This window comes from Terriglobales bacterium (assembly GCA_035487355.1).
Taxonomy (GTDB): Bacteria; Acidobacteriota; Terriglobia; order Terriglobales; family Acidobacteriaceae; genus QIAW01.
Window position 1 is genome coordinate 1 of sequence record DATHMF010000117.1, and the last position, 25,303, is coordinate 25,303.

At 54.4% G+C, this 25,303-nt stretch carries 25 protein-coding genes; 9 read left to right on the forward strand and 16 right to left on the reverse strand.

Translation table 11 applies throughout. The features are described 5' to 3' along the window. A partial coding sequence (locus tag VK738_21665) for a hypothetical protein (protein ID HTD25271.1) occupies positions 1 to 369 on the reverse strand: 369 nt, incomplete at its 3' end. A gap of 173 nt (positions 370 to 542) precedes the next feature. Beyond that, positions 543 to 1,244 (reverse strand): HAD family hydrolase, encoded by a 702-nt coding sequence (locus VK738_21670; protein HTD25272.1) that lies wholly within the window; start codon positions 1,242 to 1,244, stop codon positions 543 to 545. Between the two features lie 42 nt (positions 1,245 to 1,286). On the opposite strand from VK738_21670, the gene VK738_21675 reads away from it, so the two are divergent. The 3 genes from VK738_21675 (at position 1,287) to VK738_21685 (ending at position 3,834) form a co-directional block, all read left to right on the forward strand. Beyond that, positions 1,287 to 3,002, forward strand: a complete 1,716-nt coding sequence (locus VK738_21675) for a hypothetical protein (protein ID HTD25273.1) — start codon at positions 1,287 to 1,289, stop codon at positions 3,000 to 3,002. After that, complete coding sequence (locus VK738_21680; GenBank protein HTD25274.1) at positions 2,999 to 3,361, forward strand: PilZ domain-containing protein; 363 nt, start codon at positions 2,999 to 3,001, stop codon at positions 3,359 to 3,361. The genes VK738_21675 and VK738_21680 overlap by 4 nt, the downstream gene beginning before the upstream one ends. A gap of 80 nt (positions 3,362 to 3,441) precedes the next feature. Further along, positions 3,442 to 3,834 (forward strand): hypothetical protein, encoded by a 393-nt coding sequence (locus VK738_21685; protein ID HTD25275.1) that lies wholly within the window; start codon positions 3,442 to 3,444, stop codon positions 3,832 to 3,834. 237 nt (positions 3,835 to 4,071) lie between these two features. On the opposite strand, the gene VK738_21690 is transcribed toward VK738_21685, so the two are convergent. The 8 genes from VK738_21690 to VK738_21725 form a co-directional block, all read right to left on the reverse strand. Next, positions 4,072 to 5,301 (reverse strand): hypothetical protein, encoded by a 1,230-nt coding sequence (locus VK738_21690; GenBank protein ID HTD25276.1) that lies wholly within the window; start codon positions 5,299 to 5,301, stop codon positions 4,072 to 4,074. Positions 5,302 to 5,497: 196 nt separating this feature from the next. Next, positions 5,498 to 6,364: an MqnA/MqnD/SBP family protein gene (locus VK738_21695; protein HTD25277.1), complete on the reverse strand. Its 867-nt coding sequence runs from the start codon at positions 6,362 to 6,364 to the stop codon at positions 5,498 to 5,500. A 63-nt stretch (positions 6,365 to 6,427) separates the two neighbouring features. After that, positions 6,428 to 6,619 (reverse strand): hypothetical protein, encoded by a 192-nt coding sequence (locus VK738_21700; GenBank protein ID HTD25278.1) that lies wholly within the window; start codon positions 6,617 to 6,619, stop codon positions 6,428 to 6,430. Between the two features lie 63 nt (positions 6,620 to 6,682). Next, entirely contained in the window at positions 6,683 to 6,889 is a 207-nt protein-coding gene (locus VK738_21705) for a hypothetical protein (protein HTD25279.1), read from the reverse strand. Positions 6,890 to 6,949: 60 nt separating this feature from the next. Then, on the reverse strand, positions 6,950 to 7,132 hold the full coding sequence (locus tag VK738_21710) for a hypothetical protein (protein HTD25280.1): 183 nt from the start codon (positions 7,130 to 7,132) through the stop codon (positions 6,950 to 6,952). Between the two features lie 125 nt (positions 7,133 to 7,257). Continuing rightward, positions 7,258 to 8,889: a cellulose synthase family protein gene (locus tag VK738_21715; GenBank protein HTD25281.1), complete on the reverse strand. Its 1,632-nt coding sequence runs from the start codon at positions 8,887 to 8,889 to the stop codon at positions 7,258 to 7,260. A 50-nt stretch (positions 8,890 to 8,939) separates the two neighbouring features. After that, positions 8,940 to 9,986: a cyclic dehypoxanthinyl futalosine synthase gene (gene mqnC / locus VK738_21720; protein ID HTD25282.1), complete on the reverse strand. Its 1,047-nt coding sequence runs from the start codon at positions 9,984 to 9,986 to the stop codon at positions 8,940 to 8,942. Between the two features lie 66 nt (positions 9,987 to 10,052). Continuing rightward, positions 10,053 to 10,928, reverse strand: a complete 876-nt coding sequence (locus tag VK738_21725; GenBank protein ID HTD25283.1) for a menaquinone biosynthesis protein — start codon at positions 10,926 to 10,928, stop codon at positions 10,053 to 10,055. 256 nt (positions 10,929 to 11,184) lie between these two features. On the opposite strand from VK738_21725, the gene VK738_21730 reads away from it, so the two are divergent. The 5 genes from VK738_21730 (at position 11,185) to VK738_21750 (ending at position 16,783) form a co-directional block, all read left to right on the forward strand. Further along, complete coding sequence (locus tag VK738_21730) at positions 11,185 to 11,697, forward strand: DinB family protein (GenBank protein ID HTD25284.1); 513 nt, start codon at positions 11,185 to 11,187, stop codon at positions 11,695 to 11,697. A gap of 195 nt (positions 11,698 to 11,892) precedes the next feature. Continuing rightward, positions 11,893 to 13,077 (forward strand): DNA-processing protein DprA, encoded by a 1,185-nt coding sequence (gene dprA / locus VK738_21735; protein ID HTD25285.1) that lies wholly within the window; start codon positions 11,893 to 11,895, stop codon positions 13,075 to 13,077. Positions 13,078 to 13,122: 45 nt separating this feature from the next. Then, the gene (locus VK738_21740; protein ID HTD25286.1) at positions 13,123 to 13,560 is read left to right on the forward strand and encodes a four helix bundle protein; all 438 of its coding nucleotides are present in this window, start codon (positions 13,123 to 13,125) and stop codon (positions 13,558 to 13,560) included. Between the two features lie 141 nt (positions 13,561 to 13,701). Next, positions 13,702 to 16,269, forward strand: coding sequence for a type I DNA topoisomerase (topA, locus tag VK738_21745; protein HTD25287.1), 2,568 nt, complete (start codon positions 13,702 to 13,704; stop codon positions 16,267 to 16,269). A 25-nt stretch (positions 16,270 to 16,294) separates the two neighbouring features. Continuing rightward, entirely contained in the window at positions 16,295 to 16,783 is a 489-nt protein-coding gene (locus VK738_21750; protein ID HTD25288.1) for a hypothetical protein, read from the forward strand. A 56-nt stretch (positions 16,784 to 16,839) separates the two neighbouring features. On the opposite strand, the gene VK738_21755 is transcribed toward VK738_21750, so the two are convergent. The 6 genes from VK738_21755 to VK738_21780 all read right to left on the reverse strand — a co-directional run bounded on the left by VK738_21755 (position 16,840) and on the right by VK738_21780 (position 24,641). Then, positions 16,840 to 17,391 carry a DUF2911 domain-containing protein gene (locus tag VK738_21755; GenBank protein ID HTD25289.1) on the reverse strand — a complete coding sequence of 184 codons (552 nt, stop codon included), beginning with the start codon at positions 17,389 to 17,391 and terminating at the stop codon, positions 16,840 to 16,842. 51 nt (positions 17,392 to 17,442) lie between these two features. Further along, the gene (locus VK738_21760; GenBank protein ID HTD25290.1) at positions 17,443 to 18,288 is read right to left on the reverse strand and encodes an ATP-binding cassette domain-containing protein; all 846 of its coding nucleotides are present in this window, start codon (positions 18,286 to 18,288) and stop codon (positions 17,443 to 17,445) included. Further along, complete coding sequence (locus tag VK738_21765) at positions 18,285 to 19,058, reverse strand: ABC transporter permease (protein HTD25291.1); 774 nt, start codon at positions 19,056 to 19,058, stop codon at positions 18,285 to 18,287. Before VK738_21765 ends, VK738_21760 begins: the two co-directional genes overlap by 4 nt. A gap of 72 nt (positions 19,059 to 19,130) precedes the next feature. Further along, entirely contained in the window at positions 19,131 to 20,567 is a 1,437-nt protein-coding gene (locus VK738_21770; GenBank protein ID HTD25292.1) for a sigma-54 dependent transcriptional regulator, read from the reverse strand. Continuing rightward, the gene (locus tag VK738_21775; protein ID HTD25293.1) at positions 20,560 to 23,415 is read right to left on the reverse strand and encodes an ATP-binding protein; all 2,856 of its coding nucleotides are present in this window, start codon (positions 23,413 to 23,415) and stop codon (positions 20,560 to 20,562) included. The genes VK738_21770 and VK738_21775 overlap by 8 nt, the downstream gene beginning before the upstream one ends. Positions 23,416 to 23,804: 389 nt before the next feature. Then, positions 23,805 to 24,641, reverse strand: a complete 837-nt coding sequence (locus VK738_21780; GenBank protein ID HTD25294.1) for an SAM-dependent methyltransferase — start codon at positions 24,639 to 24,641, stop codon at positions 23,805 to 23,807. Positions 24,642 to 25,008: 367 nt separating this feature from the next. Between VK738_21780 and VK738_21785 the strand changes: the two genes are divergently transcribed. Further along, positions 25,009 to 25,303, forward strand: a 295-nt coding sequence (locus VK738_21785; protein ID HTD25295.1) for a hypothetical protein, incomplete at its 3' end; no start/stop codon positions are given.

The window sequence follows — 25,303 nt, forward strand, 5'->3', positions numbered from 1 at the left end:
CAGGGGCAAGATGCACTTGAACATCTCAGGAGCTACATTGCCATTGCAGCTCAGGAATTTTTCATGTCCTTGCGAAGATGGCGTGAGCGGCGCGCTGGCACTCTCCAGGGCATGCACCTGCCGCGAGTTTAAGGCCATGAATCCTGCTTCGGGAAATAGCGCGTAGCCCTTCCACGCAGCTACGTTAAGCTGTGCCGGCTTCTGGCAGAAGGTGAAGAGAGCGCCTTCGCGGGCCCCCACCGCCTCCATCATGGCGCCTAGCATGAAATGGGCAGCTTCATTGAAATTGCGCTCCCCGGCCAGCATCGGCCCGAGCTCGGCCAGGCACCGGTAGGTGAGGAGAAGAAGCCGCGATTGCGTTGGTTTCATTGTCACCACCACAGACGACCACCAGAACATTAGGAGTATTACTGAATCGAAAACAAAGCGCGAGTTGTGGTTCCAATCTAGTTAACGATGAAGATGATACCCGGGAGATGCTCGCGCAACTTGAAAAACCACTTTTTCAAGTCAGGACTACCCGACTTCAACCCAAGGCAACCCTAAAAGTTCTCACAAAGTTGCGCAAATTTCTCCAGGACCAGGAGTTGCGAGCTTGCGGGCGGTTGGGATAGCTCCTCGTGCTCCAGGATCCAGGTTTTGTCATGGGGGACAAAAACCGCATGCAGCCCCGCCGACAGCGCTGGATTGATGTCTGATTTCGGGCTGTTGCCGACCATCCAGGTCACGCCGGGCTGCAGATTGTGTTTTTGCACAATCGTTCTGTAGGTGGGTGTGTCTTTTTCCGCGACGATTTCAATCGACTTAAAGTGCCGCCGCAGCCCAGAGCGTTCCAGTTTGCCCGATTGCTCTTGAGGGTTCCCCTTGGTCATCAGGATCAGGTGGTGGCGAGGGCTGAGGTACGCCAAAGTTTCCTCGACGCCTGCAATGATCTCGATAGGATGCTCGGCAATGGCGCGGGCGAATCCGTGAATGGTCTCGTGCAGCGCGGGGGTGAGCGGCTCGACCGAAAGACGCTCGAAGGTCATGACCAGGGACTGCACGAAGCTGTTCAGGCCGTATCCGTGCTTGCGGATTCCTTCGCGCTCTACTTCATTGAGTTTTTTCCGGACCTGTTCGGGCGTGAACTCATGATGATTGAGAAACGAGATGAAATCTGCGATGGCGCGCTCAAAGTAGATGTTGTTTTCCCAAAGCGTATCGTCGGCATCAATGAGCAGCGTCTGTGGTTCGGTGAAAGGCATTCGAAGAGCATGATAAATCGGAAGCTTGTTACAATCCTAGCCATGAACAAACTATCAGTAGTTGGTTTGCTTCTCTTCTTGATTGCCACCGCCACTGCTCAGACTAAAAAACATACAGGCCGAAGGCACAATGGAAGGTCTCATGCGGGCACTTCGGGTGTAACCGAGAAGGTCAACTGGGCGGAGCTGGATAAAAAACTGGCGCAATGGAAGCCGGTCAAGGTCCCTTTTGACAGCGAGAAGCTGACGCCGCGTGAGGTCAAGATGGTGAACCATCTTGTGAACGCGTGCCATTATCTCGAAGACATTTTCTGGCGGCAGAGCGACCCTGAAGCGCTTACGTTGTATCAATCTCTGCTGGGTAGCAGCAACCCTAAGGATCAGAAGCTGCTGCGCATGTTGCGTATCCAGGGCAGCCGGTACGATCTGCTGGCGGAGAACAACCCCTTTGTGGGTACCGAGCCGATGTCGCCCGGGCGCGGACTTTATCCCGCAGGCGTTACTCGCGAACAGCTTGAGCAATACGTTAAAGACCATCCTGAGAAAAAGGCCGAGATTTACAGCGGATACACGGTCATCCGGCAAAAGGGAAAGGACCTTGAAGCCATTCCATATCGCATTGTGTATCGTTCGTTCCTGGAACCGGCAGCGAATGAACTACGCGAAGCTGCAGCGCTCAGCGACGATGCGGCCTTTGCCAACTTTCTGCGCCTGCGCGCCGATGCCTTTTTAAGTGACGATTATTACCAAAGTGATCTTGCCTGGATTGACCTCAAAGATCCAAAATTTGATGTGATCATGGCTCCGTACGAAACCTATCTGGATGATGTTCTGGGGGTCAAAACCTCGTATGGCCCGGCGGTGCTGGTGCGCAATGAGGCCGAGAGCCAGAAGCTGGCGGTCTTTCAGAAGTACGTTCCTGATATTCAAGATGCGCTACCGCTGAAGCCCGAAGACCGGCCTTCCAAACGTGGCCACCTCACGCCCATGGAGGTCATGGATGCGCCCTTCCGCGGCGGCGACCTGCGCCACGGATACCAGGCCGTAGCCGACAATCTGCCTAATGATCCGCGCATCCATGAGGAAAAGGGCACCAAGAAAATCTTCTTCAAAAATTACATGGATGCGCGCGTGAATGACGTTATCTTGCCTCTGGCCCGCCAGATCATGCAGCCGCAGCAGGCGGCCTTGGCCTCAGGCGAGGGCTATTTGGCTTCAACTATGATGCATGAGATTTCGCACGGCCTTGGACCTGACTTTGCCCACAAGAATGGGCAGCAAGTGGATATCCGCGAGGCCATTGGGCCACTCTACGGCGGATTGGAAGAGGCCAAAGCTGACATCGTGGGCATGTACGGCTTGAAATGGCTGGTGGACCAGGGCGCGCTCCCCAAAGAGCGGCTGCCAGAATACTATTCCTCATATGTGGCCGGTATCTTTCGCACAGTACGCTTCAGCATTGCTGAAGCCCATGGCCGCGCCGAGATGATGGAATTCAACTATCTCTCTGAGCAGAAGGCGATTACCCGCGATGCCGCGGGAAAATACGTCGTTGACTATGATCGCATGCCGGCAGCGGTGGCTAGTCTGGCCCAGGAATTGCTTGAAATCGAGGCAACAGGGGACCGCGCCCGAGCGGAGGCGTGGTTTAGCAGGTACGAAAAGATGCCTTCTGAGTTAAAATTTGCTTTAGGGGCGGCCAGTAACGTGCCTGTAGATATCGACCCTATTTTTTCATTTCCGGAGCCTGTTAAATGAAGGGTATTTTTTCGGCCAAGTCCATTACCGGTGAGCGCCGTCGCCATGAGCGTGTGGAGGTCTCCTATACCGCCCAGGTCCACGTGACCGACGATAAAGGCAAGCGAGTCGGCGTACTGCGGCAGCTCTCGCGCGGCGGGTTCATGATGGAGCCGGAGAAAGAGTTCAAGGAAGGCAAAAAACACAAGCTCATGCTTGTGGACCGCAGCGAAAATATCCGCCTGGTGGTGAAAGTGATTGTACGCTACGCCGATATACGCCGCGCTGGGTTTGAATTTGAAGGGCTCGACGTGGATTCCGCGATTGAGATCGGCATCATGATCGGGAAGTACTACCAGACCGACGCTGTGCTGGCTTAAATCGGAAGTCAAACCGCAGAGGACGCGGAGGATCGCAGAGGCAATTCCTAAATCGTTGTTGAAGATTCGCGGAGGTATTTATGCGATTGATCAAGCTGATTCTGGGAACGCTGGTTCTGGCAGTTACTCTTCAACCACTTCTGGGACAGACGGCGAAGGCAGAGGTAAGCACTGCCGACTCCAGCAAGGCGAAGAAATTTGACCTGGCGCGAGCTTCAGGGTTCGATTTCGCACAGAGTCCCGTCAATCGGAATAGCCTTGATTCCTGGCAAATCACCCCGCCCACGCGCTTGCAGGCAACCGAACCCAACACAGATCTTTGTTACCGCATGCGCGTCTATTCTTTTACGCAACAGGACGGCGAAGCCCCGAGGATGACCGGCTCCACAACATGCACGCCTGCAAATAGAGCGGCCCCCAAGAGCATTGAAGGAGCTGGGTCGGCACCCACGGCAAGATACGTTCCACAGTAAACAGAATGAAGGTCAGGCGCCGCGGAACACAACCCCACAGGGAGTTGCCAGGGCTTGAAGCGGCTTCCTAGTGAAAATGGACCAGACTCCACAACCTTCGAGCAACGAAACCATATTCTACGACGAACCTTGCCCCCGTTGCCGCAGCAGTCTACGCTATGTGAAGCGCGGCGAACCGGGCAAGGTATACTGCGACGGTTGCGGATATGTGGAGGGAGAAGAACCTAGACAAGATGCTTAATTGGCCGCATTCGGCGGTATGTGCGCACGCATGATGTGTGCCGGTGTTGGCTTTGCATCAGCTTTGGGATTGCCGTTATCGTCGAGCGTGTCCCATCCTGAATTGGCGATGTAATAGAACTCGTGATGAACAATTACTCCATGAGTGGGATCGCCGAGGGTGGGCGTGGAGCGTTCAATCTCTTCTTCAGATACAACACTCGAGAGTGCACGATCTAACTTGAACACCGACACTCTCTCGGGCGAAGTCCCGTTCTGCACAGCCAGCAATATACCAGCATGGAAGTAGAGTCCATCAATGCCGTTGAGGGCATACTTGTTGGCCATCGCGATCCAACGTACCTGGCCGGTCTTCAGGTCAAATACGGCGATTCCTCTCAGGTAGTCAGGCACAAAAACATGCCTGCCATCGGGGTGCATCACCGGTGTTTGGGGCGAGATGAAGTCGCCCTTATCCATACGCTGCAACTCTTTGCCACCGTTGGGCACACGGTAGATTCCGCCACCCTCGCCATCGGAGACGATAAGGTCTCCATCGTTCGTCAGCACCGCATCACCCAGCGCGCTGTGGCTTGGTCCTTCAATGCGGCGTACGAGTTTGCGAGTTTGAAGATCGTAGCAAAGCACCGCCGATCGCCCCCAGTCGGATTTGGGAACAGAATTGAATCCATTAAGCGCGACCTCGGTCGCCCATAGCAGACGGCGCCGGGAATCAATTTTGAGGGCCATCATCGGCCACGAATCGGGAGATTGAGCAAAATCCTCAGCTTTTCCGTTTGCATCCACGGAGATAATTTTCTTTTTTTGCACGCTGGTGAGGAAGAATCGTGAACTGTGCGGGTCGTAGTCAATGTCTTCCGGTACCAACCCGGCTTCAGCAAGATCAAAGGCAATGGAGGCATGTGAGATCGGAGCTTGATTTGCTGCCATGCTGTCTGACATCGCTTTGAATCGCGGGTCTTCACGAATAGTGGAAAAATCCGGAGAGGCGGCCACAAGATCAACCGCCTGGCCCATTTGGGCAAAGTATCGCAACTCCTCGAACGCCTTCTGATGGTCTCCAGCGCGCAACTCGGCCAGAGCAAGCTGCAGATGCGTCCTGGGTGCACCTTGTTCCAGCGCACTGAGCTTCTGGCTGTTCAATAAATACGATTGCCAATCTTTTTGGTCGCGCGCCTTGCGCAGCTCAGACGTGAGATTCCGGAACTGCTCCGCGGCGGAGGGCATTTGTTGCGTTCTTGAGACGGAGACAGTTGCGAAGACGGCAACCGCGAGGAATATCAGGCGACGTTGTCGAAGGTTTTGCATCAGAGGTTAGACGTCTGGTTGTTGAGAATTGTTAGGGACGAAGTCTCTGTAGCTGTCCCCGCCACCGCGCCGAGGGCGAGACACCCGCGGGACAGCCGGCAAGATGCCGGCGCTACTAATCTACAAACTTAACTTTTGGCTTGTGAGGAATAATGCCCGCTTTGTAGCCTTCATCCAGCAGACGAATAATCGCCCGGCGGCCATCTTCGCCGTAGTCCAGCGTGCGCTCGTTCACGTACATACCTACAAACTGGTCGGCCAGCTCGGGATCGAGATCGCGGGCAAACTGCATGGCATAGGCCAATGCCGCAGGACGATGGTTGAGTGCATAGCGGATGCTGTCTTGCAGCGCCTTGCTCACGCTGCGCATGAGCTCAGGGCCGAGGTCAAGGCGAATGACGTTGCCGCCCAAGGGAAGGGGAAGAGACGTGGTTTCACGCCACCATTGCCCCAGGTCCAGCAGTTTGTGCAGTCCGTTTTTAGCAAAAGTAAGCTGGCCTTCATGGATGATAAGGCCGGCTTCGTACTTCCCGGCCAGCACCTGCGGAATAATCTGGTCGAAGGGCACAACTTCGGTGCGAATCTGGGGAGCAAACAGCTTCAGCGCCAGATACGCGGTGGTCATGGTGCCAGGGACGGCGATGATCTTTTCTTTCATCGCTGCCAGAGAAATCGCGCGCGGCGAGACCAGCATCGGTCCGTAGCCTTCGCCTACGCTGCCGCCACTGGGCAGCAGGGCATACTTTTCCTGTAAATAAGGATAAGCATGAAAGGAGATCGCGGTTACATCATAAAACCCTTCCAGTGCCTTGCGGTTCAGGGTTTCGATGTCGCAAAGCGTATGCTCGAATTGCAGGCCGGGCACGCGGATCTTCTCTGTGGCCAGCGCGTAGAACATGAACGCATCGTCGGAATCAGGGCTGTGCGCCACAGTTACCGTACGCACTTTTTCGTTTGCAGGAGATGAGATTGAAGTAGACATTTTGTGATTCTGAAGTTGAACATGGAATTCCCGGCTGACGGCGAATCCCTCATCAATGTTAAATCAGTGTGTGACTCCCGCGCCTTCCGGGTTCTGCTTGGTTGCGTGACGTTCTGCGGCGTCTTTCATGGCGCGGCGAAATTGTGTTTCAGAGGCCCGCGCCAGCCGGCGTACGCGCAGATACATGGCAATTCCCACAAGCACCAGTGCACTCGTGGAAAACACCAGAATGACGTACAGGATAGTAATTGTCACGGCCTCTATAGCATAGCAGACAATAGCACCAAAATTGATGCTAGATTGATGCCATAGACCGGGCTAAGGTTTGTGCGAGGCCCCGTTGAGGGCCTGATCCAGAAGGCTGATTATGCGGGCCTCTTCCACCTCGCCGGGCTCGTTATAAACCACCTTCCCGGATGAGTCCACAATCATGACGTGGGGCACGAGGTTGCGGTAGTACTTATCTACGAGCTGCTTTTGCCCCGAGGAAAGTTTTTGATCGAGATCAATAATGACGAAATTCACCTTGTCTTTGTACTTGTCGTGGAGACTGACGGAGCGGCGAGCCTGCCGCTTGGAATTGAATCAACCCTCTTCAAACATGAAAACGTAGTTGACCTTGCCTTTCACCAGGCCAGAGCCATCTGTCCCGGTGATGAGCGGGCCATCCTGGCTGTCGGTGTTGTAGTCAAGGTGCGAATTCAGCTTCAACTCCTGGGCGGTCAGGGCTGTAGCCAGCAGGAGAACCATGACAATAAGGTTTTTCATGACCACTTTAGGATGTCCCAGCTTCGGAAAAGTTACAAGTCTTTTGTAATTTATCCACCGAGTACAAGATAACGAGTACAAGATGAAAAAAGCGCCAGGTTTGCAAGTAATATCTAATCGCAAATCTAAATTCCAACGGGATAAGGCTTAGGCTGGCGGGCTTCCACCCCTGACTTGCCTGAACGGAAGCGCTCAAATCGGCCTTGCAGCAAAGACATCAGGCCGGTGTACCAGAAGCCAAGGACAAAGATGACCAGGAAAGGGACGGTAAAGAAATTCTCATTTTGCATGGCGTAAATGATGGTCAGGGCGAAATAGCTGCCAATTACAAGTTCGATCCAGGGCACCCAGCCCAGCCGCCGCCGGTATTTTGCAGCGATGACCTTATCTTGTTTGCTCAGGACACGGTACTTCGGAGTGCGTTTGAACGGGCTCTGGACGCCGAACAGCGCCTCGATGACGGCGCGTGAATTGGTTACGGTCAATCCGATGCCGAGCGCCATGAGGAAGGGCAGATACAGAAAGGTGCGCGGCCAGCTTTTAGGGAAGAGCGCCTTCTGCGATACCAGATAGAACGACGAAACCGAAAATGTGGATGCCAGAAAGAGCGGCAGGTCAATCAGCAGCATCTGGAACCATCCCTGGTAAAAGCGGATGATCATCGCCGGCATAAGCAGTGTCGCCAGCACGATCATCAGCGGATAACTCAGGTTGGCCGTCAGGTGATACCAGGCCTCCACCTTAACGCGGAGCGGGGCCTTGCTGCGCATGATCTTGGGCAGCGTCTTTTTGGCTACCTGAATCAATCCCTTGGCCCAGCGCGCCTGCTGGGTTTTGAAGGCGGTCATTTCAATCGGCACTTCCGCGGGGCACTCCAGGTCTTCGAGATAACGGAACTTCCATCCGGCAAGCTGAGAGCGATAGGAGAGATCGGTGTCTTCGGTGAGCGTGTCGCTCTCCCAGCCACCAGCATCCTCGATAGCCTGACGGCGCCACATGCCGGCTGTCCCATTGAAGTTGAAAAAGACACCTGCGCGCGAACGGCCTCCGTGCTCAAGCACGAAATGTCCATCGAGCAGAATGGATTCAACCTCGGTGAGGAATGAATAGTGCCGGTTCAGGTGGGTCCAACGGGTTTGCACCATGCCAATCGCAGGGTTGGCGAAGTGGTGGACTACGCGCAGCAGCCAGTCTTCCGGAGGAATAAAGTCGGCATCAAAGATGGCGATGAGCTCGCCTTTGGCGCTCTTCAGGCCTTCACGCAAAGCTCCGGCCTTGAAGCCCTGACGGTTGCTGCGGTGCAGATAAACGATGTCATATCCCAGGGCGGCATAACGTTCCACGGCCGCGCACGCGATCGCTACGGTTTCATCGGTGGAGTCATCCAACACCTGAATGTCGAGTTTGTCTTTGGGGTAGTCGAGGCGGCAAATGGACTCTACCAGCCGCTCAACAACGTATTCTTCGTTATAGACGGGCAGTTGTACGGTAATCCGCGGCAGCTCCGTAAAATAAGCGTCTGGTTCGGTGACCTTGTTCTTGCGGTTCTTGTAATACATGTAAACCAGAACATAACGGTGAATACCGTAACCAGCCAGCACCACCAGCACGATGAAGTAAGGGATGAGCAGCGCCAGATCAAAGGCATTGGCGTGATAAAGGCCTTTGAACGTCTGGTCGAGATAATGCGAACGGATGTACTGTGTAAATCCGCGTGCGGCAAACAACGAGAAGCCAATTGTGCTGCTTAGGTGCAAGAACAATCCCCGCTAAAAACCCGTTTAGAATTCTACAAATGGTGGAACAGCTAGTTCAGGAAATACTGCCGGTACAGCGTATCGCGCTGCGCAGGCCGGAACCCGGCATCGCGGATCATGTGGCGCAATTCTTCTTCCGTGGTGCAATTGGTTACGCCAGCCGAACGCACAACGTTTTCTTCGATCATGACCGAGCCTACGTCATTGCCGCCGAAGCGCAGTCCGAGCTGGCAGACTTTGAGCCCCTGTGTGACCCAGCTCGATTGCACGTTTTCAAAATTGGAAAGAAAGATGCGGGAAATGGCCAGCGTCTTCAAATACTCCACGCTGGTGGTCTCGTCCCAGTGGCGTCCGCCCAGGGCCGTGTTCTTGGGCTGAAAGGTCCAGGGGATAAACGCGGTAAACCCGCCGGTCTCTTCCTGCAAATTATAGACGTGCTGAAAATGATTTACGCGGTGCTCCAGCTTTTCGCCCACGCCAAACATCATGGTGGCGGTGGTGCGCATGCCGAGCTGATGCGCGGTGCGGTGCACGTTGAGCCAATCTTGGGTAAGGCATTTGAGGCGTGCAATCTTGTGGCGCACTTCGTCATCCAAAATTTCTGCGCCGCCACCGGGGATGGAGTCGAGTCCGGCGTCACGCAGACGCGCTATGGTGTCGCGGATGCTCAGGCCGTTCAGCTCGGCAAAGTGAATGATCTCGGAGGCGGAAAAGCAGTGCAGATGCACCTTGGGGAAGCGCTGCTTGATGCCGCGCAGCATATCTTCATACCACTCCAGCTTCAAGTCAGGGTGAAGTCCGCCCTGCATGAGCACGCCTGTGCCGCCCAACTCCACGGTCTCGCGGATTTTTTCGTAGATGGTCTCGTAATCGAGCACATAACCCTTGGCCTTTCCTGGCCCCTTGACCGGGGCATAGAAAGCGCAGAAGGTGCAGTACTCGGTGCAGAAGTTGGTGTAATTGATGTTGCGATCAATGATGTAGGTGGCTACGCCTTCGGGATGGAGTTTGCGACGGATGGCGTCGGCCTCCATGCCGATGCCAATGAGGTCATCGGAGTGGAACAGCTCCATGGCTTGGGCGTGGGTCAATGACATAACCAACCATTTTAATGCACAGATGGCTGTTCAATTTTTAATTTTGTAATAAGAAATTTTCATACATCACATGCTTTTTGCTGTTTCAGCAGAAGAAACATTGCGGGAGGAGATGAAGTCTATCTTCCGAAAGTCCTCTATAGCAGCAATCTCTTTGGCCAAAGTGAAAAATAAATTCAACCCGGCCAACTGTTCCTCATCGAAGCCATAGCGCATGTTGTTGAGCAAATAGTCTTGCATGCTGGCTTTCGAGATTCCAAGCCGCGGAGTCCATTCTTCAGCAATTTCTTTCACATGTGCCAGCCCGCGTTCCCGTGAGTGTTGAAAAATCCCAACCAGGCTTTCTGCCAACGGATGGTTGATCAATGCGCCCTGCCGTACCGCCCAGAAAGCATAGACGAAGGGTTTGCCTGTGCGGCGAGTCCATTCTTCTCCCAAGTCAACCGTAACGGGATATTTTGATTGCTCCGCTGTGAGTGCAGGGTCGCCGATCAACAACGCGGCGTCGCAGCGTGCCAGCATTTTATTCAAGTCAGGATCAATCGGGATAAACTCCGGCCCTGCGTTTCCTGGCTGCCACCATTTTTGAAACATGATCTTGGTTAACACCACGGAAGTGCGCGAAGAGGTGTCCGCTGCCAGGGTTTTGATTTGCTCCAGTGGCTTTTTACTGACAACCAAGATGGAACGCACCGCACCATTCGACGCAATGGCGATATCAGGAATTACAACCAGATCTGGAATAGTCTGGTACGTAATGGCCGGAATGATGCCGATATCAGCACTTCCTTTACGAAGGGCATCGGCGCAAGCCGAAGGTACGGTATAAGAGATATCAAACTCAGCCGGCAAATCGCGCTGTGCAGACTCGGGATGCTCAAAATCCCACATCAAAGGCGCGGTATTCAGGAAAGAAATAGCTGAAATACGCAACTTTTTCATCTAACACGATTTAACCACAGAAAGGCAGTCCCAAGCTTTAAGCTGCGAGCTGTCGAAAGCTGTTAAGCCCTCTAATTAAGGCTCAGCGCCGAGAACTGAGTGCCCGGAGCTGACCACCGATTCACTTTGCCCGCAAGATTCGGATAGTCCGCCCTGCCCCTTCGCGAGTACTCTGTCACAGGCGCGGCGGAAGGCTGGCGAGTAAACTAACCAAAGGGTTGGCTGACCGGGCGACCAACAACGGGAGACGAACGAAATGAAAGAAACGGTGCAGCAATATATTCAGCGGGTCACCGGCTACGTCGAAGGGAAGAAGCCTTTGGTGGTACAAGGCGCCACGGCGAAGAAACTCGAACACCTGATCAAGGGCGTGCCTGCGGCCAAGCTGCGGAAGCGTCCTGCTCCCGACAAATGGTCAGTCAGCGAGATCCTGGCACATCTCGCCGATACGGAAATCATCGTCGCCTTTCGTATGAGAATGATTCTGGGCACGCCGGGAACTTCCATTGCAGCGGTCGACCAGGATTCCTGGGTAGCGAGCGGGCATTATGAAAAGCGCGATCCCCGCAAATCGGTCGAGCAGTTTCGCGTGGTCCGCGAAGCCAATCTCGCCTTGATCAAATCGCTGACACCCCAGCAGTGGAAGCACTATGGGATGCATTCCGAGCGCGGGCAGGAGACGATTGAGTACACTATCCGCATGTATGCCGGGCATGACATAAATCACCTACAGCAGATCGAGCGGATCTTGTCAGAGAAACGGAAGTAGACGGAATGTCTTCAGGCTTCGATTGAAGAGCCATTCGAATTTCTGGTCTTAAGCTTTTAGCTAGCTTCGTGATTCCAAACGACAAATTGAGTTGTCGCCCTGACAAAGCCATGCTCGCCTGGTTCTCTTTTTTTCCTTTTAACTTGACAGACAAATTTCTTCGCGTGTACGCTCCGCCCAGTTCCTGCATTTTCTATGGATACCCGTCAACACTCCGATGTAACCCAATCCGCACCCGCGGCTAGCGGCAATGCCCTGCATTGGCTGGCGCTCGCGCTCACTCCGGGATTGGGGCCAACCCGTACGCGCAAGCTGGCCCAGCACTTCGGCGGAATCGAAAATGTTTTTCGTGCATCTTTAACTGAGTTGGAAGCAGCAGGCCTTCCGGCGCACTCGGCGCAGTCCATTGCCACCGGCAAATCGCTGGAAATGGCGCAGGAAGAGCTGATCCGTGCGACCACTGCCGGAGCGCAGGTTGTTACTTTGGATGACGCCGCGTTCCCACCGTTGCTGCGGCAGATCTACGATCCCCCTGTAGCGCTTTACATCCGCGGAAATGTTGAGTTGCTCACTCGGCCCGGAATTGCGGTGGTCGGTACGCGCCATCCTACGCCTTACGGCATTGGCATGGCAGAGCGGCTTGCAGCCGACCTGGCCAGCCGGGGGTTGGTGATCACCAGCGGCATGGCGCGAGGTGTGGATTCATACGCCCATCGGGGAGCCTTAATGGCCAAAGGTAAAACGATTGCTATTTTCGGAACGGGAATTGACGTCATTTATCCGCGCGAGAACAAGAAAATCGCCGAAGAAATTTTGGCTACTGGCGGCGCTCTGGTGAGTGAATTTGCCGTCGGCTCCTTTGCCGCGCCGCAGAATTTTCCTATCCGCAATCGCATCATCAGCGGATTGGCGATAGGCGTGCTTGTAATCGAGGCCGGCGAATACAGCGGGACGCGCATCACCGCGCGCAACGCGCTGGAGCAAGGCCGCGAACTTTTTGCCGTTCCCGGCAACGTGACCAACAAGAATTCCTGGGGACCGAACACGCTCATCAAGCAGGGGGCGAAGTTGACCGCCACCTGGGAGGATGTTTGGGAGGAGCTTGCTCCTCCGGTCAAGGCGCAGCTTGCAGCCGAGTTTGGGGCTGCTGAAGAGCAGCCTGCGACCGGCTCGTTGTTTGGCGACAGTGCGTCGCTCTCACCGCGTGAGAAAAAAGTTTATGCCCTGCTTAAAGCCGATGAGGCCGTGCATATTGATGAGCTGATCGTAAAACTTGAAGGCGAAATGTCGTCCCCAGAGATTTTCGCGATCTTGTTTGAGTTGGAGCTTGCGGGGAAGATTAAGCAACTACCCGGGAAAAATTTTGTGAGGAGCTTCTAGCTACTAGCTCCTAGCTGTTTTTGTGCACTGGAGCTGCTAACTTTATTGCTCGATAGGGGGATTTCTCTGAAAGATTTTAAGGAGCTCAATGTCTGGAAGAAGAGCCGCGTGCTTACTGCTTCAATTTACGAATGCACTGGTAAATTCCCAGCACGTGAGATTTATGGGCTAACCAGTCAAATGCGGCGTTGCGCTATTTCTATAGCAGCAAATATTGCTGAGGGGTGCGGTCGCAAATCCGACCCGGAGCTTGCACGATTTTTAAAGATCGCACGTGGTTCGGCGTTTGAACTCGAATGTCATGTTTTAGTAAGTGGCGATCTGAAGTTTTTACAAGAAAGCGAGGTCGCAGATTTATTAAAGCAAATTCACGAAGTGCAACGAATGTTAAGTTCGTTCATCCAAACATTGTCAAAAGACAGTTTCGAATCGGAAGTACCAGCTAAGAAAGCGAGAGCAAAGACGGCTGGCGGCGGTGCTTGAGAACGCTGATATTACAGAGCCAAATGGAGTTGCAAGGAGAAGAACATGATCGCTACTACGAACAAAAACAGCTAGAAGCTAGAAGCTAGGAGCTAAATCGTGATAGTTTGGAACTGACCAAAGAGCAACAAGGGAGTGAAATTGGCAAAATCATTAGTTATTGTCGAGTCGCCGGCCAAGGCGAAGACGATCAATAAATATCTGGGCAAGGAGTACGAAGTCGAAGCTTCGCTGGGGCACGTGAAAGACCTGCCCAAAAAGACACTCGGGGTTGACCTGGAAAACGACTTCGAGACCGAATACATCGTTATTCCCGGAAAAGAAAAGGTCCTGGCCAGGCTGAAGAAGATGGCCAAGTCGGCGTCCGCGATTTATCTTGCGCCTGACCCCGACCGCGAAGGCGAAGCTATTGCTGCACATCTGGCCGAGGAGTTGGGTGGCGACAGCGTAGATGGGAAATCCAAGAAGAAAAAAGGCGGTCCTATCATCCGCCGTGTGACCTTCAACGAAATCACCAAGCGCGCCGTGCAGGATGCATTTCTACACGCGCGTGACATTGACCGCAACCTGGTAGACGCACAGCAAACCCGCCGTGTTCTTGATCGGATCGTCGGCTATCAAGTCTCACCGCTGTTATGGGATAAAGTCCGCCGCGGCATCTCTGCCGGACGTGTGCAGACCGTAGCATTGCGTCTCATCGTAGACCGTGAGCGCGAGATCAAGGCCTTCCAAAAACAGGAATACTGGACCATGGATGCGAACCTGGCCGCCGACAAGCCACCCGCGTTCGATGCGCGTTACGTGGGCCTGACCGGCGACAAGTTTGAAATTGGGAACCAGGAAACGGCAGACGCCATACGCGCCAAACTGGAAAAAGCGCAATGGTCGGTTCGCAGCGTTGAAAAGAAAGAACGCCGGCGCAGTCCAGCGCCTCCGTTCACTACCAGTAAGTTCCAGCAAGATGCCTCGCGCAAGCTGCGCTTCAGCGTGAAGCGCGCCATGGGATTGGCGCAACGGCTCTACGAAGGCGTGGAGCTGGGAGAAGAAGGCCAGGTTGGTCTGATCACCTACATGCGTACCGATTCGGTACGCGTCGCGAACGAAGCCCTGACCGAAGTGCGGCAGATGATCGGTTCGGAATTTGGCGCGCAATACATGCCGGAATCGCCGAATTTCTACAAATCCAAAAAAGATACGCAGGATGCGCACGAAGCCATTCGTCCAAGCTCGGCCGCCCGCAATCCCGACTCCATCAAGCAATATTTGCAGGACGATGAATACAAAGTTTACAAGCTTATCTGGCAGCGCTTTGTGGCTTCGCAGATGACGCCGGCGGTCTTCGACCAGACCACGGTTGATATTGATGCCAAGACCAGCGCCGAAACCTATGCCTATCGCGTAACTGGTTCAATTCCGAAATTCGATGGCTTCCTGAAAGTTTACGAAGAGGCCAAAGATGGCCGCGACGAAGAAGATGAATCACTCAAGAACAAGTTACCTGCGCTCGAAGCCGGACAATCGCTTACGCTCAATGAACTCAAGCCGGAGCAGCATTTTACCGAGCCTCCGCCGCGATACAACGAAGCTTCACTGGTCAAAGAGCTGGAAGAGCGCGGCATCGGGCGGCCTTCAACCTACGCGGCGATTATCAGCACCATACAGGAACGGCAGTATGTGCAGAAGATCGGCGGCAAATTTGTTCCCGCCGAAATAGGATTGGTCGTGACCGATCTGCTGGTCGCGAACTTTCCCGATATTTTCGACTTCACCTACACCGCCCGTCTGGAAGAAGAGCTGGATGAAATCGAAGAGGGCAAAGAGACATGGATACACGCGCTCAAAGGTTTCTACAAGAAGTTCTCCAAAGACCTCGCCTATGCCGAGAAGCACATGGAGAACGTCAAACGGATGGAGAAGCCGACCGACGAGAAGTGCGAACGCTGCGGACTGCCACTGGTCATTAAGTGGGGCAAGCACGGATCGTTTTTTGCCTGCAGCGGCTATAAAAAGGATGATCCCAATAGCTGCACCTTTACCAAGGAAAATCCCATTGACCTGCCTGACCTTGATTCCGCCGATCTGCAGGAGACCTCACAGGAAGAGTATTGCGAGAACTGCGGACGCGTCATGGTCCTCAAGCGCGGACGCTTTGGCCAGTTCATGGCGTGCACGGGGTATCCGGATTGCAAGACCACGCGCCGGTTAGATCAGGGCAAAAAGGTCCCCGATATTCCCCTGGATGAGAAATGCCCGCAATGCGGACGCAATATGGTTCTGCGTCACGGCCGCTTTGGCGAGTTCACCTCGTGCAGCGGATATCCCGATTGCAAGTACATTAAACAGAACCTGATTGGGATGAAGTGCCCGGATTGCAAAGAAGGCGACGTGGTGGAAAAGAAAGCCCGGCGAGGAAACATTTTCTACGGTTGCTCTACGTATCCTAAGTGCGAGTTTACTTCCAATTACAGGCCCTTGGATGAGAAGTGCCCGGAGTGCGGACATCCGTTTCTGGTAGAAAAGAACTTGAAGTCAGGGGCCGTGATCGCCTGCCCCAACCGTGCCACTGGCGATGACGAGGATGCTCCAAAAAAACGCCGCAAGAAAAAAGGCGATAACAAGCCGGAAAAGCCGGCGGTAAAGTGTACATATTCGCGTCCGGTTCCCATACCGGAAGCGGTAGCCGCAGCAGCGCCTTCCGTCGAAGCCTGAAGAGCTGAAATTTAAGGAGAAAACTGTGGCAAAGAAATCGTCTGCAAAGAAGTCCACTTCCAAGGCGACCGCTGCTGATGCGCAAATCCTGATGCAGCTTTATGATCTTCGCCGCGAAGCCAAGATGCGCGAAGCACGCGACTATCTCACCGTGCAGTTTTTCCCCGAATCAGCGGAAGACTTTATCAAACTTGCGACTACCTTTGGCTCAAGAGAGAATGGGTATTTCCGGCAGGTATTCAGCTATTGGAACATGGCGGCATCCTTGGTGGTGCAGGGGATCGTCGACAAGGAGTTATTCAACATCTGGTCTACCGAGATGTATTTCGTATGGGCGAAGATACAGCCCCATATCCAGGAAGTGCGGGCTGCCATGGGCATCCCGGATTTCCTGCAAAACATAGAGACCCTTGTTGAAGGAGATGCTGCAGGCCGCGAGCGCCGCGAAATGCTACAGCGGCGGCAGAAGAAAATTCGTGAAGTGCGCGCTGCGGCTGCGGCCGGTGGCAGGTAACCTAAACTTGGCCGGGCGTGACGGCCTCTCCCTGGATCAGGACATAACTCCCGTGATCATGGCTGCACGGTAATGGGCACTGAAAATTGCGTATTTTCCCACATCATCTTCAGTGTACCCCCGCTCGGTGGAGTCTTTTCAACGGCCATGGTGAACTGGTCGACCGGTGCCTCCACAGCGTCTTTCTTCAAATCAATCCGGGCCAAGTCCTGCTTTTCGTCATACTGAAGCCCCCATTGTCCGATCTGCTTGTTGACGATCAGTTTGGCCGAACCATCTTCTGCCGGCAGGGTAAACAAAGTGTATGCCCCGGCTGGAATGGCCGTCTTTCCCAGGACAATCGCTTTCTGCGTGATCAGCAGCGTGGCTTCATCGGCGCCGGTGCGCCAGACTTTGCCGTAAGGCACCAGCTTTCCCCAGATTTTTCGGTTCTCTCCTGTCTTGGGGTCCTTCGTATAAGGACGCCCATAAACGATCGTGACCCGATTTCCATCAATGACGGTGCTCACGGTTTCGTGTGGGCTAAGGCGTTTTTGCTGGGCTATGGCCGGCAAAGCGCAAACCATGGCGGCGGTTGCGATAATCAGTTGGAAGGAACGCTTTCTCATGATATCTCCGTAGGTTTGAAGTTTCATCGGCAGCAGCGCAGGTGATTGCTGCTACGAGATATATTCCCGAATATATTCATCTTTCGAACGGGCCAATTCGGGAGCAGTGCCGTCGAAAAATACCTTACCATCGCGCAGAATAAGAAACGTAGTGTGCATATCACGCTGCGAGCCTTCTTCAACCGGTCGCATCTGGTTCGTCTCCGTATCAAAATAAGAGCTGGCCATGATAAAGGCGTCCTGCAAGCGATGGGTCACCATCAGTGCGCTGGTTTTATAAATGTCGCGTTGTTTTACAATCAGCTCGATAATGCGCGTTGAAGTAATAGGATCGAGTCCGCCCGTGGGCGAGTCGTACAGCAGCACTTCTGGCTGGGTGATAATGGCACGGGCGATGCCTACCCGGCGCCGCATACCGCCAGAGAGTTCGGTAGGATACAGGTCCAGGGTATGCTCCAGCTCCACGAACCGGAGAGAATCAATCACGCGCTGCTTGATCTCGTCCTGTGGGATATAGCCTTCTTCCACGAGACGATAGGCCACGTTTTCCTCTACCGTCAAAGAATCGAAGAGAGCGCTTTCCTGAAACACAATTCCTACTTTGCGCCGCACATCGAACAGGTCTTCTTCTTTCATGCCGGAAATTTCATACCCCAACACAAAAATCTTTCCCCGGTCGGGTTTAATCAGTCCCAGCGCCATTTTTAGGATGGTGGATTTTCCCGATCCGGCAACGCCCAGCAGCATCTTGGTTTCACCTCGTGCCAGCTCGAAAGAAACGCCTGACAGCACTTGTTTTCCTTCAAACTCTATGGCGACGTCCTCAAACACAATGGCCTTGTGGCGGAAATCTTCGAGGGCAGCGTCGGAGCGCGCGATGGCGACAGAATCGTTCACGTGGAAACCATCAGGAACCGGGTGACAAGCAGGTTGACCAGCAGGATGAGCACAGACGAGGTCACCATGGCCTGCGTCGTTGCCCGGCCCACGCCCTGGGTGCCGCCCTTGGTGGTGAGTCCGTAGTAGCAGCCCACAGTCGCAATCACAAAGCCAAACAGGATGGGTTTAATCAACCCCATCTCAATATCGTCAGAAACCAGTTTCTGGTAGCTGGAGGCCCAATATTGATTAGCATCGAGGCCCAGCATGAAGTAGGCCATAACGAATCCGCCGATCACTCCCAGCAGATCGCTGATAATGGTGAGGAAGAAGAGCATGACCACGCTGGCAATCACGCGCGGGGTCACCAGCTTTTTCGTGGGATCGGTTCCCAGGGCGCGCATGGCGTCAATCTGCTCGGTCACCTTCATAGACCCCAATTCGCTGGCCATACCCGAGGCGTTGCGCCCGGCCATCATGAGTCCGGTCAATACCGGCCCCATTTCGCGCACCATGGAGTAAGAGACCAATTGCCCGATCAGGGTAATTGACCCGAACTGCTGCAAGGTGCTTGAGGTCTCAAGGGCTATAGCGGCCCCGGTGAAGAAGCCGGTGAGCACTACGATGGGCAGGGAGCCCACGCCGATGATATCGCACTGTTGCATCGTATCTGCCCAATAGTGCGGCTTGCGAAAGACATTGGCGATAGAGCGCGCGGCCAGCAGGGAATAATCCTGCACTGCCAGCACCATATCCTTGAGGTAGTCGGTTGGAGAGTATAATTCCATCGAAGCTGGGAATATAACAGAGTGCTCGGTGCTCCGCAAAATCGCCCGGGAGCGGAAACAAGAACAGAGAGACTATTCTTTGGTGTTTTTCCGCCGGATTTCGATAGTTAGCCGCTTGATCTTCTGATTGAGCGTGGAGAGCGGAATGCGGAACCGGTTTGCCGTTTCAGTCTGGTTCCAGTCGCATTTTTCCAGCATATCGACGATAACGCGCCGCTCACAGTCTTCCATAATGTCGAACAGGGAAGCATCAGGGCGGTGTTCGAGAAGATGCGACGTCCTGCCTCGTCCTACAACTTCATCGGGAAGCATATCCATGCCGATGTGCGTACTGGAAGAGAGCACTACGGCGCGCTCCATTACATTTTCAAGCTCGCGCACGTTGCCGGGCCAGGCGTGGTCCATGAGAGGACGCAGGGCTTCAGGCGTAATTTGTTTGGCCGCGCGGCTGTTTTCCTCTGCGAATTTGCGGATAAAGTGCTCCGTCAGCAGTGGAATATCTTCTTTGCGTTCGCGCAGAGGCGGCAGGTCAACCGTAATGACATTCAAGCGGTAAAACAAGTCTTCCCGGAACTTGCCGTCCTTGACTGCCTGCTTCAAATCAACGTTGGTGGCGGCGATGATGCGCACATCCACCTGGATCTCCTGCACGCCGCCCAGGTGCATGAACTTGCGGTCTTGCAAAACGCGCAGGATTTTCGCCTGGGTCTCCAGGTTCATGGTTCCAATTTCGTCGAGAAAGAGAGTGCCTCGGTCGGCAACTTCAAACAAGCCCTTTTTTGAGGCTATGGCGCTGGTGAAGGCCCCTTTCACGTGTCCGAAGAGGGTTGATTCCAACAGATCGGCCGGCATGGAACCCGTATTGACCGGCACGAAGGCGCGGTCTTTGCGGGGTGAGTTCATGTGGATTGCCTTGGCAATCAGCTCTTTCCCCGTGCCGCTTTCGCCCTGGATGAGGATGGTAGAGCGGCTGGGCGCTACCTGGGCCACAAGATCAAAGATGCGCAACATGCGCTCGCTCTTGCCCACGATGCTTTCAAAGTTGTAGCGCTGCTTCAGGGCGCGCTTAAGCTGAATGTTCTCTTCTTCCGCGTGGCGGCGGGCCACAACGGCGCGTACATCGGCCAGCAATTTTTCATTGTCCCAGGGCTTCTGGATAAAGTTGACGGCCCCGCCCTGCATGGCCTTCACGGCATTTTCCACGGTGCCGTAGGCGGTGATCATGATGACGGAAAGCTGCGGATCGCGCTCGCGGATTTCATGCAGCAAATCAATGCCATTGATGTCGGGCAGGGCAAAATCCAGCAACACGAGGTCAAAGGGGCGCTCAGCAATGCGCGCCAGTCCTTCCTGGCCGTTCTCCGCGCTGCGCACCGTGTAGCCCTCGAGATCAAGCAGGGTCTCAAGCGACTCGCGAATCGCGGCCTCGTCGTCAATGATTAGAATAGCTCCCGGCGTTGTGCTTTCTGGAGAGGATGTCCGCCGCGGTAGCACAGCAGCTTCAGACATTTACAGCCTTTCTCGTCCTGACCATGGGGAATTCCAGGTAAAACGTGGTGCCCTCACCGGGCTTGCTTTCCACACGAATTTTCCCTGCATGCTCCTGGATGATGCCGTAGGTCACCGAGAGTCCCAATCCTGTGCCCCGGCGCTGCTGCCCGTCTTTGGCCCCAGACTTGGTAGTAAAGAAGGGATCATAAATGCGATCTATATGCTCCTGCGCAATTCCTGTACCCGTATCGGAGACGGTCACATGCACCGCGTCTCCGTTCGACGTCGAAATGCGCAAAGCCCCGCCCTGAGGCATGGCGTCTTTGGCATTCAGGAAAAGATTAAGAAAAACCTGCTGCAATTTGCCGGCATTGCCGAAAATGACCGGCATATGCGGCAGCTTTTCCTGTTCAATCTTGATTTTGCCGGTCTTAAGCTGGTGCTCGAGCAGCGCCAGGGTGTCGTTGATGACCTGGTTGATGTCAATTTCGGCGAACTCGGTGCCGCTGGTACGAGAGAAGTTCAGCAGGTTGTTGACGATCTCCGAAGCCCGGAAGGTCTGCCGCGTGATCTTCTCCAGCAGGGAATTCTTTTTCTCGTCGTTCTGGAGCTGCTTGGAGAGCATCTGTGCATAGGATGAGATGACTGCCAGCGGAGTATTGACCTCGTGGGCCACGCCCGCCGCCAGCAACCCGATGGAAGACATCTTCTCTGCCTGTGAAAGTTGGGTTTCGAGCTGGATTCGTTCCGTAATGTCATCCACGATGATGAGCCGGCCAATCACGTTGAACCTCTTGGTCACGAGCGGCGCAATTGCGACATTGGCAATACGGGTATCACCTGCAGGGGTAGTGATGCGGAACTTGTACAAGTTATGAATTCCCGCATTCTGGCGGACTCGATAGTACTCTTCCATGAACGCAGCCGGCGCGACCTCGCTGAGCGGCTTGCCAAGCACATCCGCCCTCGGCATGGCATACATCACTTCCATCTGCGAGTTCCAGGATTCGATGCGGTCGGCCAAATCCACAGCCAGCACGCCTACGCTGATGGATTCTACGATGTTCTCGTTGAAATCCTTCAAGCGCTCATACGCTTGCGCCTTCTGCTCGAGCGAGGCATACAACTGCGCGTTCTGAATGGCGATGCCTACGTAACCGGCCAGCGTCTCCAGCAGTTGCACGTCTTCATTCGAGAGGAAATCGCCCTTCATGATCTTGCCCAGTCCCAGTACGGCGATCACGCGGTTTTGTACGGTGCAGGGGATGTAATAATTCAAATCCAGTTGCGCGATGGTCTGCTGCGCGCTGGGCGTCTCGCGTACCGCCTGCCGGGTGCTATCGAAGAAAAGATGGCCTTGCCGGAACTCAGGACGGTCTTTGCTCAGGAAGCTCAGGTCCAAGTCCTGGGCCGAGTTGATGCCGAACGACTTGGCCAGGATGAAGCTGGAGGGCGCGTCGTTCGAGGCCAGGAAAATTGCCAGCCGGTCTACCATCAGTGTGCTGGAAAGCCGGTCCACCACGGCGCTCAGCATCTTGTCTAAGTCGGTTTCCGAGTTCAGGTCGCGGCCGAATTCAACCAGGGTGTCGCGGTAGTCGTAGCGATTGCGGTAGAAGAGCCGGTCAATTCTCTTCTGGATCCAATTCTTGAGTGGATTAAAAAGCAAAGCCGTCAGGAAGATGACGATAATCAGGCCGGCGGTTCCGGTCCTTTCGATGCGCGTACCGCGTGAGAACGCGGCCGCCAGTGCTATCACCCCGACGTAGCCGGTAAAAATCGCGGCCGTAGCCAGGGCGTAGACCATGCCGCGTTTAAAGATGACGTCTACATCCATCAGCCGGTAGCGCACGATGGCGTAGCCGAACGTCAGAGGCAAAAATACCAGTGCCAGGCCGCAGAGTTTGGTGGCCGTGCCGGGCGTTGCTCCGCGCAGGAACTGGAATACATAAAACAAAAATGGAACCACCGCCAGAATGGTGCCTCGGGTTACCCACTTCATCTGCTGGCGTACGATGGGGATTCCGGTGCGGCGATAGCTGTCCCACAAAACTGCCGCTGCGGCGATAAAGTAGGCAGCCAGGTAGGACATATGCAGCCGGTCAAGGTTCCAGCGCAACACCTCGCTGGCGGCAAGGCGCTGCCAGGCGAAGATCTGTAGCCCCAGAAGCAGGGCAGCGGGCACATACACGGCCACCAGCAACCAGGGGCGCTGGCGAATGAATTCCCGATGTTTGGGAAAGGTCAGCGCAAAATGCACGAAAAGCGCCGGCTGCAACAGCCAAGCGACGATGTTCGACCAGTAAATGATCTCGTCAAAAGTATTAAATTTGCCGGTGTACTTGAAGGAGTAAAAAACAAACGAAACCAGGCAAAAAATATAGAAATGCATGGATTTCGGCGCAGTCCACCGTCGCAAAAGCACGTACAACCCGATCAGCAGGTAAATCAGCCCAATCAGCCGCAATCCGTCGTTCAGAGATTTATCGGCCGGAATAGGAATCAGCGGCACATCCAGTTGTACTCCATCGCGCACCACGGTATAAACCGGCTTGGAGTAAGCCCCGCCCTGCCGGTAAAGCTGGTGCATGCGGTCTGCGCTATTGCGAATGTGTGAATTTGAAATGGCGACGAGCCGATCCCCAGTCTTGATTCCAGCCAGATCCCCGGGGCCGCCCTCATCCACGCGTTGGGCAACTAAGACGTTATCCGTTGTGCTGTCCGGATGTTGCTCCACCCACCAGATACCATCATCCGGGACAGAAACCTCTTTTTCCTTTTTTAAGTTAATGACGGCAAAAGCAATCGCGCTCAGTGTGGTTAACCCGAGCAGGAAGGCGGCTACACGAAATTGATATTCCCGTTTCATGGGTGTTTTTGAGCTGCGCCTTAAATTTAGACGCAATTCGCCATCAACGGACGAGGGACTACCCTCATCTTGCACGTCACATACCACCTTAGATGCCGTATTTATGCCCATAAGTCAATGGTACGAAAGTACTTAACATTAAGTATAGGAGATTTCATATTTATCAGTTATGAAATTTTGTAGCCACGCTGCTAAATAATGTAACTGAATTTAAGTTCATGGAGATCAGTATTATCTGCAACTAGTCGGAGTCCCGCTCGCTGTCCTGTGGCACACACCCTTCGAGAATTACAGCTTTGCTTGCTTTGAAAATTACAGCTTGCTTGAAGGTTGCAGGAAAGGAAGAGCAAGTGCGAATTCTCTTTCTAAAAAGACTCATCACCGGATTTTCAGGTCGCAGCACGCAGTATGTGGCCGCCCTTGTCGGGAAGATTACTCACCCGGTTCGGAAAGTAGCGGACGGCTATCTGCCGGGGCGCCAGATCTTCGATCTCAGAAAACCCGAGAGCCAGCAGTTTGGCGCGAAGCTCGTCAGCTTCGAAGTAGCTCACCCAGGCTTCTCCCGCCGCTTCTACGCGTGCCGCACCCTGGTCGTGGAAAGCGCGTGCCTCCGGGGAAAGCTTATCGGGAGGATCGCTGTAATCAAACACCACGTGTGCTCCATTCGGGAGACTCGCGATAAAGCCGAGGGTCGTCCAAACGGCCTGCTTGGACAGGTAAGGCACGACCCCAAGCCACGTGAAGAAGGTCTGTTGCGCGGGATCAAAACCGGCGGCTGCCAGGCCCTCGGCTAAAGTCTGGCGTTCAAAATCAACAGGAGCAAAGGTCAGCGAACCCGGTATGGGGATCGCGGCAGCTTCGAGGCGTTGGCGTTTCCAGGCCTGGGTTGCCGGGTGGTCAACTTCGAAGATGCGCAGCCAGTCGCGCAACGGGCTGCGATAAGCATAGGTGTCCAGGCCCGCACCGAGTACGACCGCCTGCCGCACGCCCCGCTCCACCGCGGCAGCTAGAGCATCCTCGGCAAAGCGTGTCCTGACGGCGATGAAGATTCGCATCTTTCGTCCGGCGGGTTGCTCCTCAGCTTTACGAGCGATGGTCTCGGCGTCTTCACCCAGGATGCGCAGGGCAAGCGGATCGGCGAAGATGCGGCCTTGTTCCAGAACCTGGTGAGCGGCGCGGTGAGCGGCTGCAGCCCAGGCCGTCCGGCTCGGCTTTCCCAATTGCATCACCCAAGCTTAACAAAACGGGATGTGCTGAAAAGCATCGAGCGCGGCACCAAAAAAACAGGGGAGCCACGGAATTCTTTTGCGGCTCCCCTGATCAGAAGCGACAGAGGCGATGTCAATTAGTTGGACGCGGGCTTGTCCTAATCGGTTGTTTTGTTTACAAAAAAGTTTTCCAGAATTTTTTTGAACATCGCCAAAGCGCCCTCGCCGTCTTGACAACCCAGGCCGTAAATGGCTAGATTGGCGCGCACACCATTATTGGATTTTCGGGGCGGTTCCGCCTCAGAGGGGAAGGAGCATCTCTCCCAGTTCAGGCCTTTCTATCCAATACTCTTGCGCTAATCTCAAAACAATGTGGAGGATTTTCATGATGCATCCATGGGCCATTCGCAAAGGGTTCGTGTTTCTTATGGGTCTGTTTCTGCTTGCGGTTTCGCATAGTGCGAAAGCCGACGACGATCGCATACGGGTGACGCAGGTGCAGACCGATTACGTAGCCAAGACGTTGACGATCGCGGTTGCTGATCTCGACAAAGCAAAACATCTGGCGGCGCCGAAGGTTCGGCTGGCGGGATCACCGCTGGTGGTTGTGAACTCGGTGGTCAACAACATCGCGCACACCGGCGTGATCACGGCCAATCTACCGTCGCCGGTTCCCACCG

Coding starts and splice junctions, on each gene's coding strand:
- VK738_21730 (HTD25284.1), top strand. CDS start 11,185: ATGAAAGAAACGGTGCAGCAATATATTCAGCGGGTCACCGGCTACGTC.
- VK738_21755 (HTD25289.1), bottom strand. CDS start 17,391: ATGAGAAAGCGTTCCTTCCAACTGATTATCGCAACCGCCGCCATGGTT.
- VK738_21780 (HTD25294.1), bottom strand. CDS start 24,641: ATGCAATTGGGAAAGCCGAGCCGGACGGCCTGGGCTGCAGCCGCTCAC.
- VK738_21725 (HTD25283.1), bottom strand. CDS start 10,928: ATGAAAAAGTTGCGTATTTCAGCTATTTCTTTCCTGAATACCGCGCCT.
- VK738_21775 (HTD25293.1), bottom strand. CDS start 23,415: ATGAAACGGGAATATCAATTTCGTGTAGCCGCCTTCCTGCTCGGGTTA.
- VK738_21690 (HTD25276.1), bottom strand. CDS start 5,301: ATGCCCTCCGCCGCGGAGCAGTTCCGGAATCTCACGTCTGAGCTGCGC.
- VK738_21680 (HTD25274.1), top strand. CDS start 2,999: ATGAAGGGTATTTTTTCGGCCAAGTCCATTACCGGTGAGCGCCGTCGC.
- dprA (HTD25285.1), top strand. CDS start 11,893: ATGGATACCCGTCAACACTCCGATGTAACCCAATCCGCACCCGCGGCT.
- VK738_21675 (HTD25273.1), top strand. CDS start 1,287: ATGAACAAACTATCAGTAGTTGGTTTGCTTCTCTTCTTGATTGCCACC.
- VK738_21685 (HTD25275.1), top strand. CDS start 3,442: ATGCGATTGATCAAGCTGATTCTGGGAACGCTGGTTCTGGCAGTTACT.
- VK738_21670 (HTD25272.1), bottom strand. CDS start 1,244: ATGCCTTTCACCGAACCACAGACGCTGCTCATTGATGCCGACGATACG.
- VK738_21765 (HTD25291.1), bottom strand. CDS start 19,058: ATGGAATTATACTCTCCAACCGACTACCTCAAGGATATGGTGCTGGCA.
- mqnC (HTD25282.1), bottom strand. CDS start 9,986: ATGTCATTGACCCACGCCCAAGCCATGGAGCTGTTCCACTCCGATGAC.
- VK738_21710 (HTD25280.1), bottom strand. CDS start 7,132: ATGAAAAACCTTATTGTCATGGTTCTCCTGCTGGCTACAGCCCTGACC.
- VK738_21695 (HTD25277.1), bottom strand. CDS start 6,364: ATGTCTACTTCAATCTCATCTCCTGCAAACGAAAAAGTGCGTACGGTA.
- VK738_21770 (HTD25292.1), bottom strand. CDS start 20,567: ATGTCTGAAGCTGCTGTGCTACCGCGGCGGACATCCTCTCCAGAAAGC.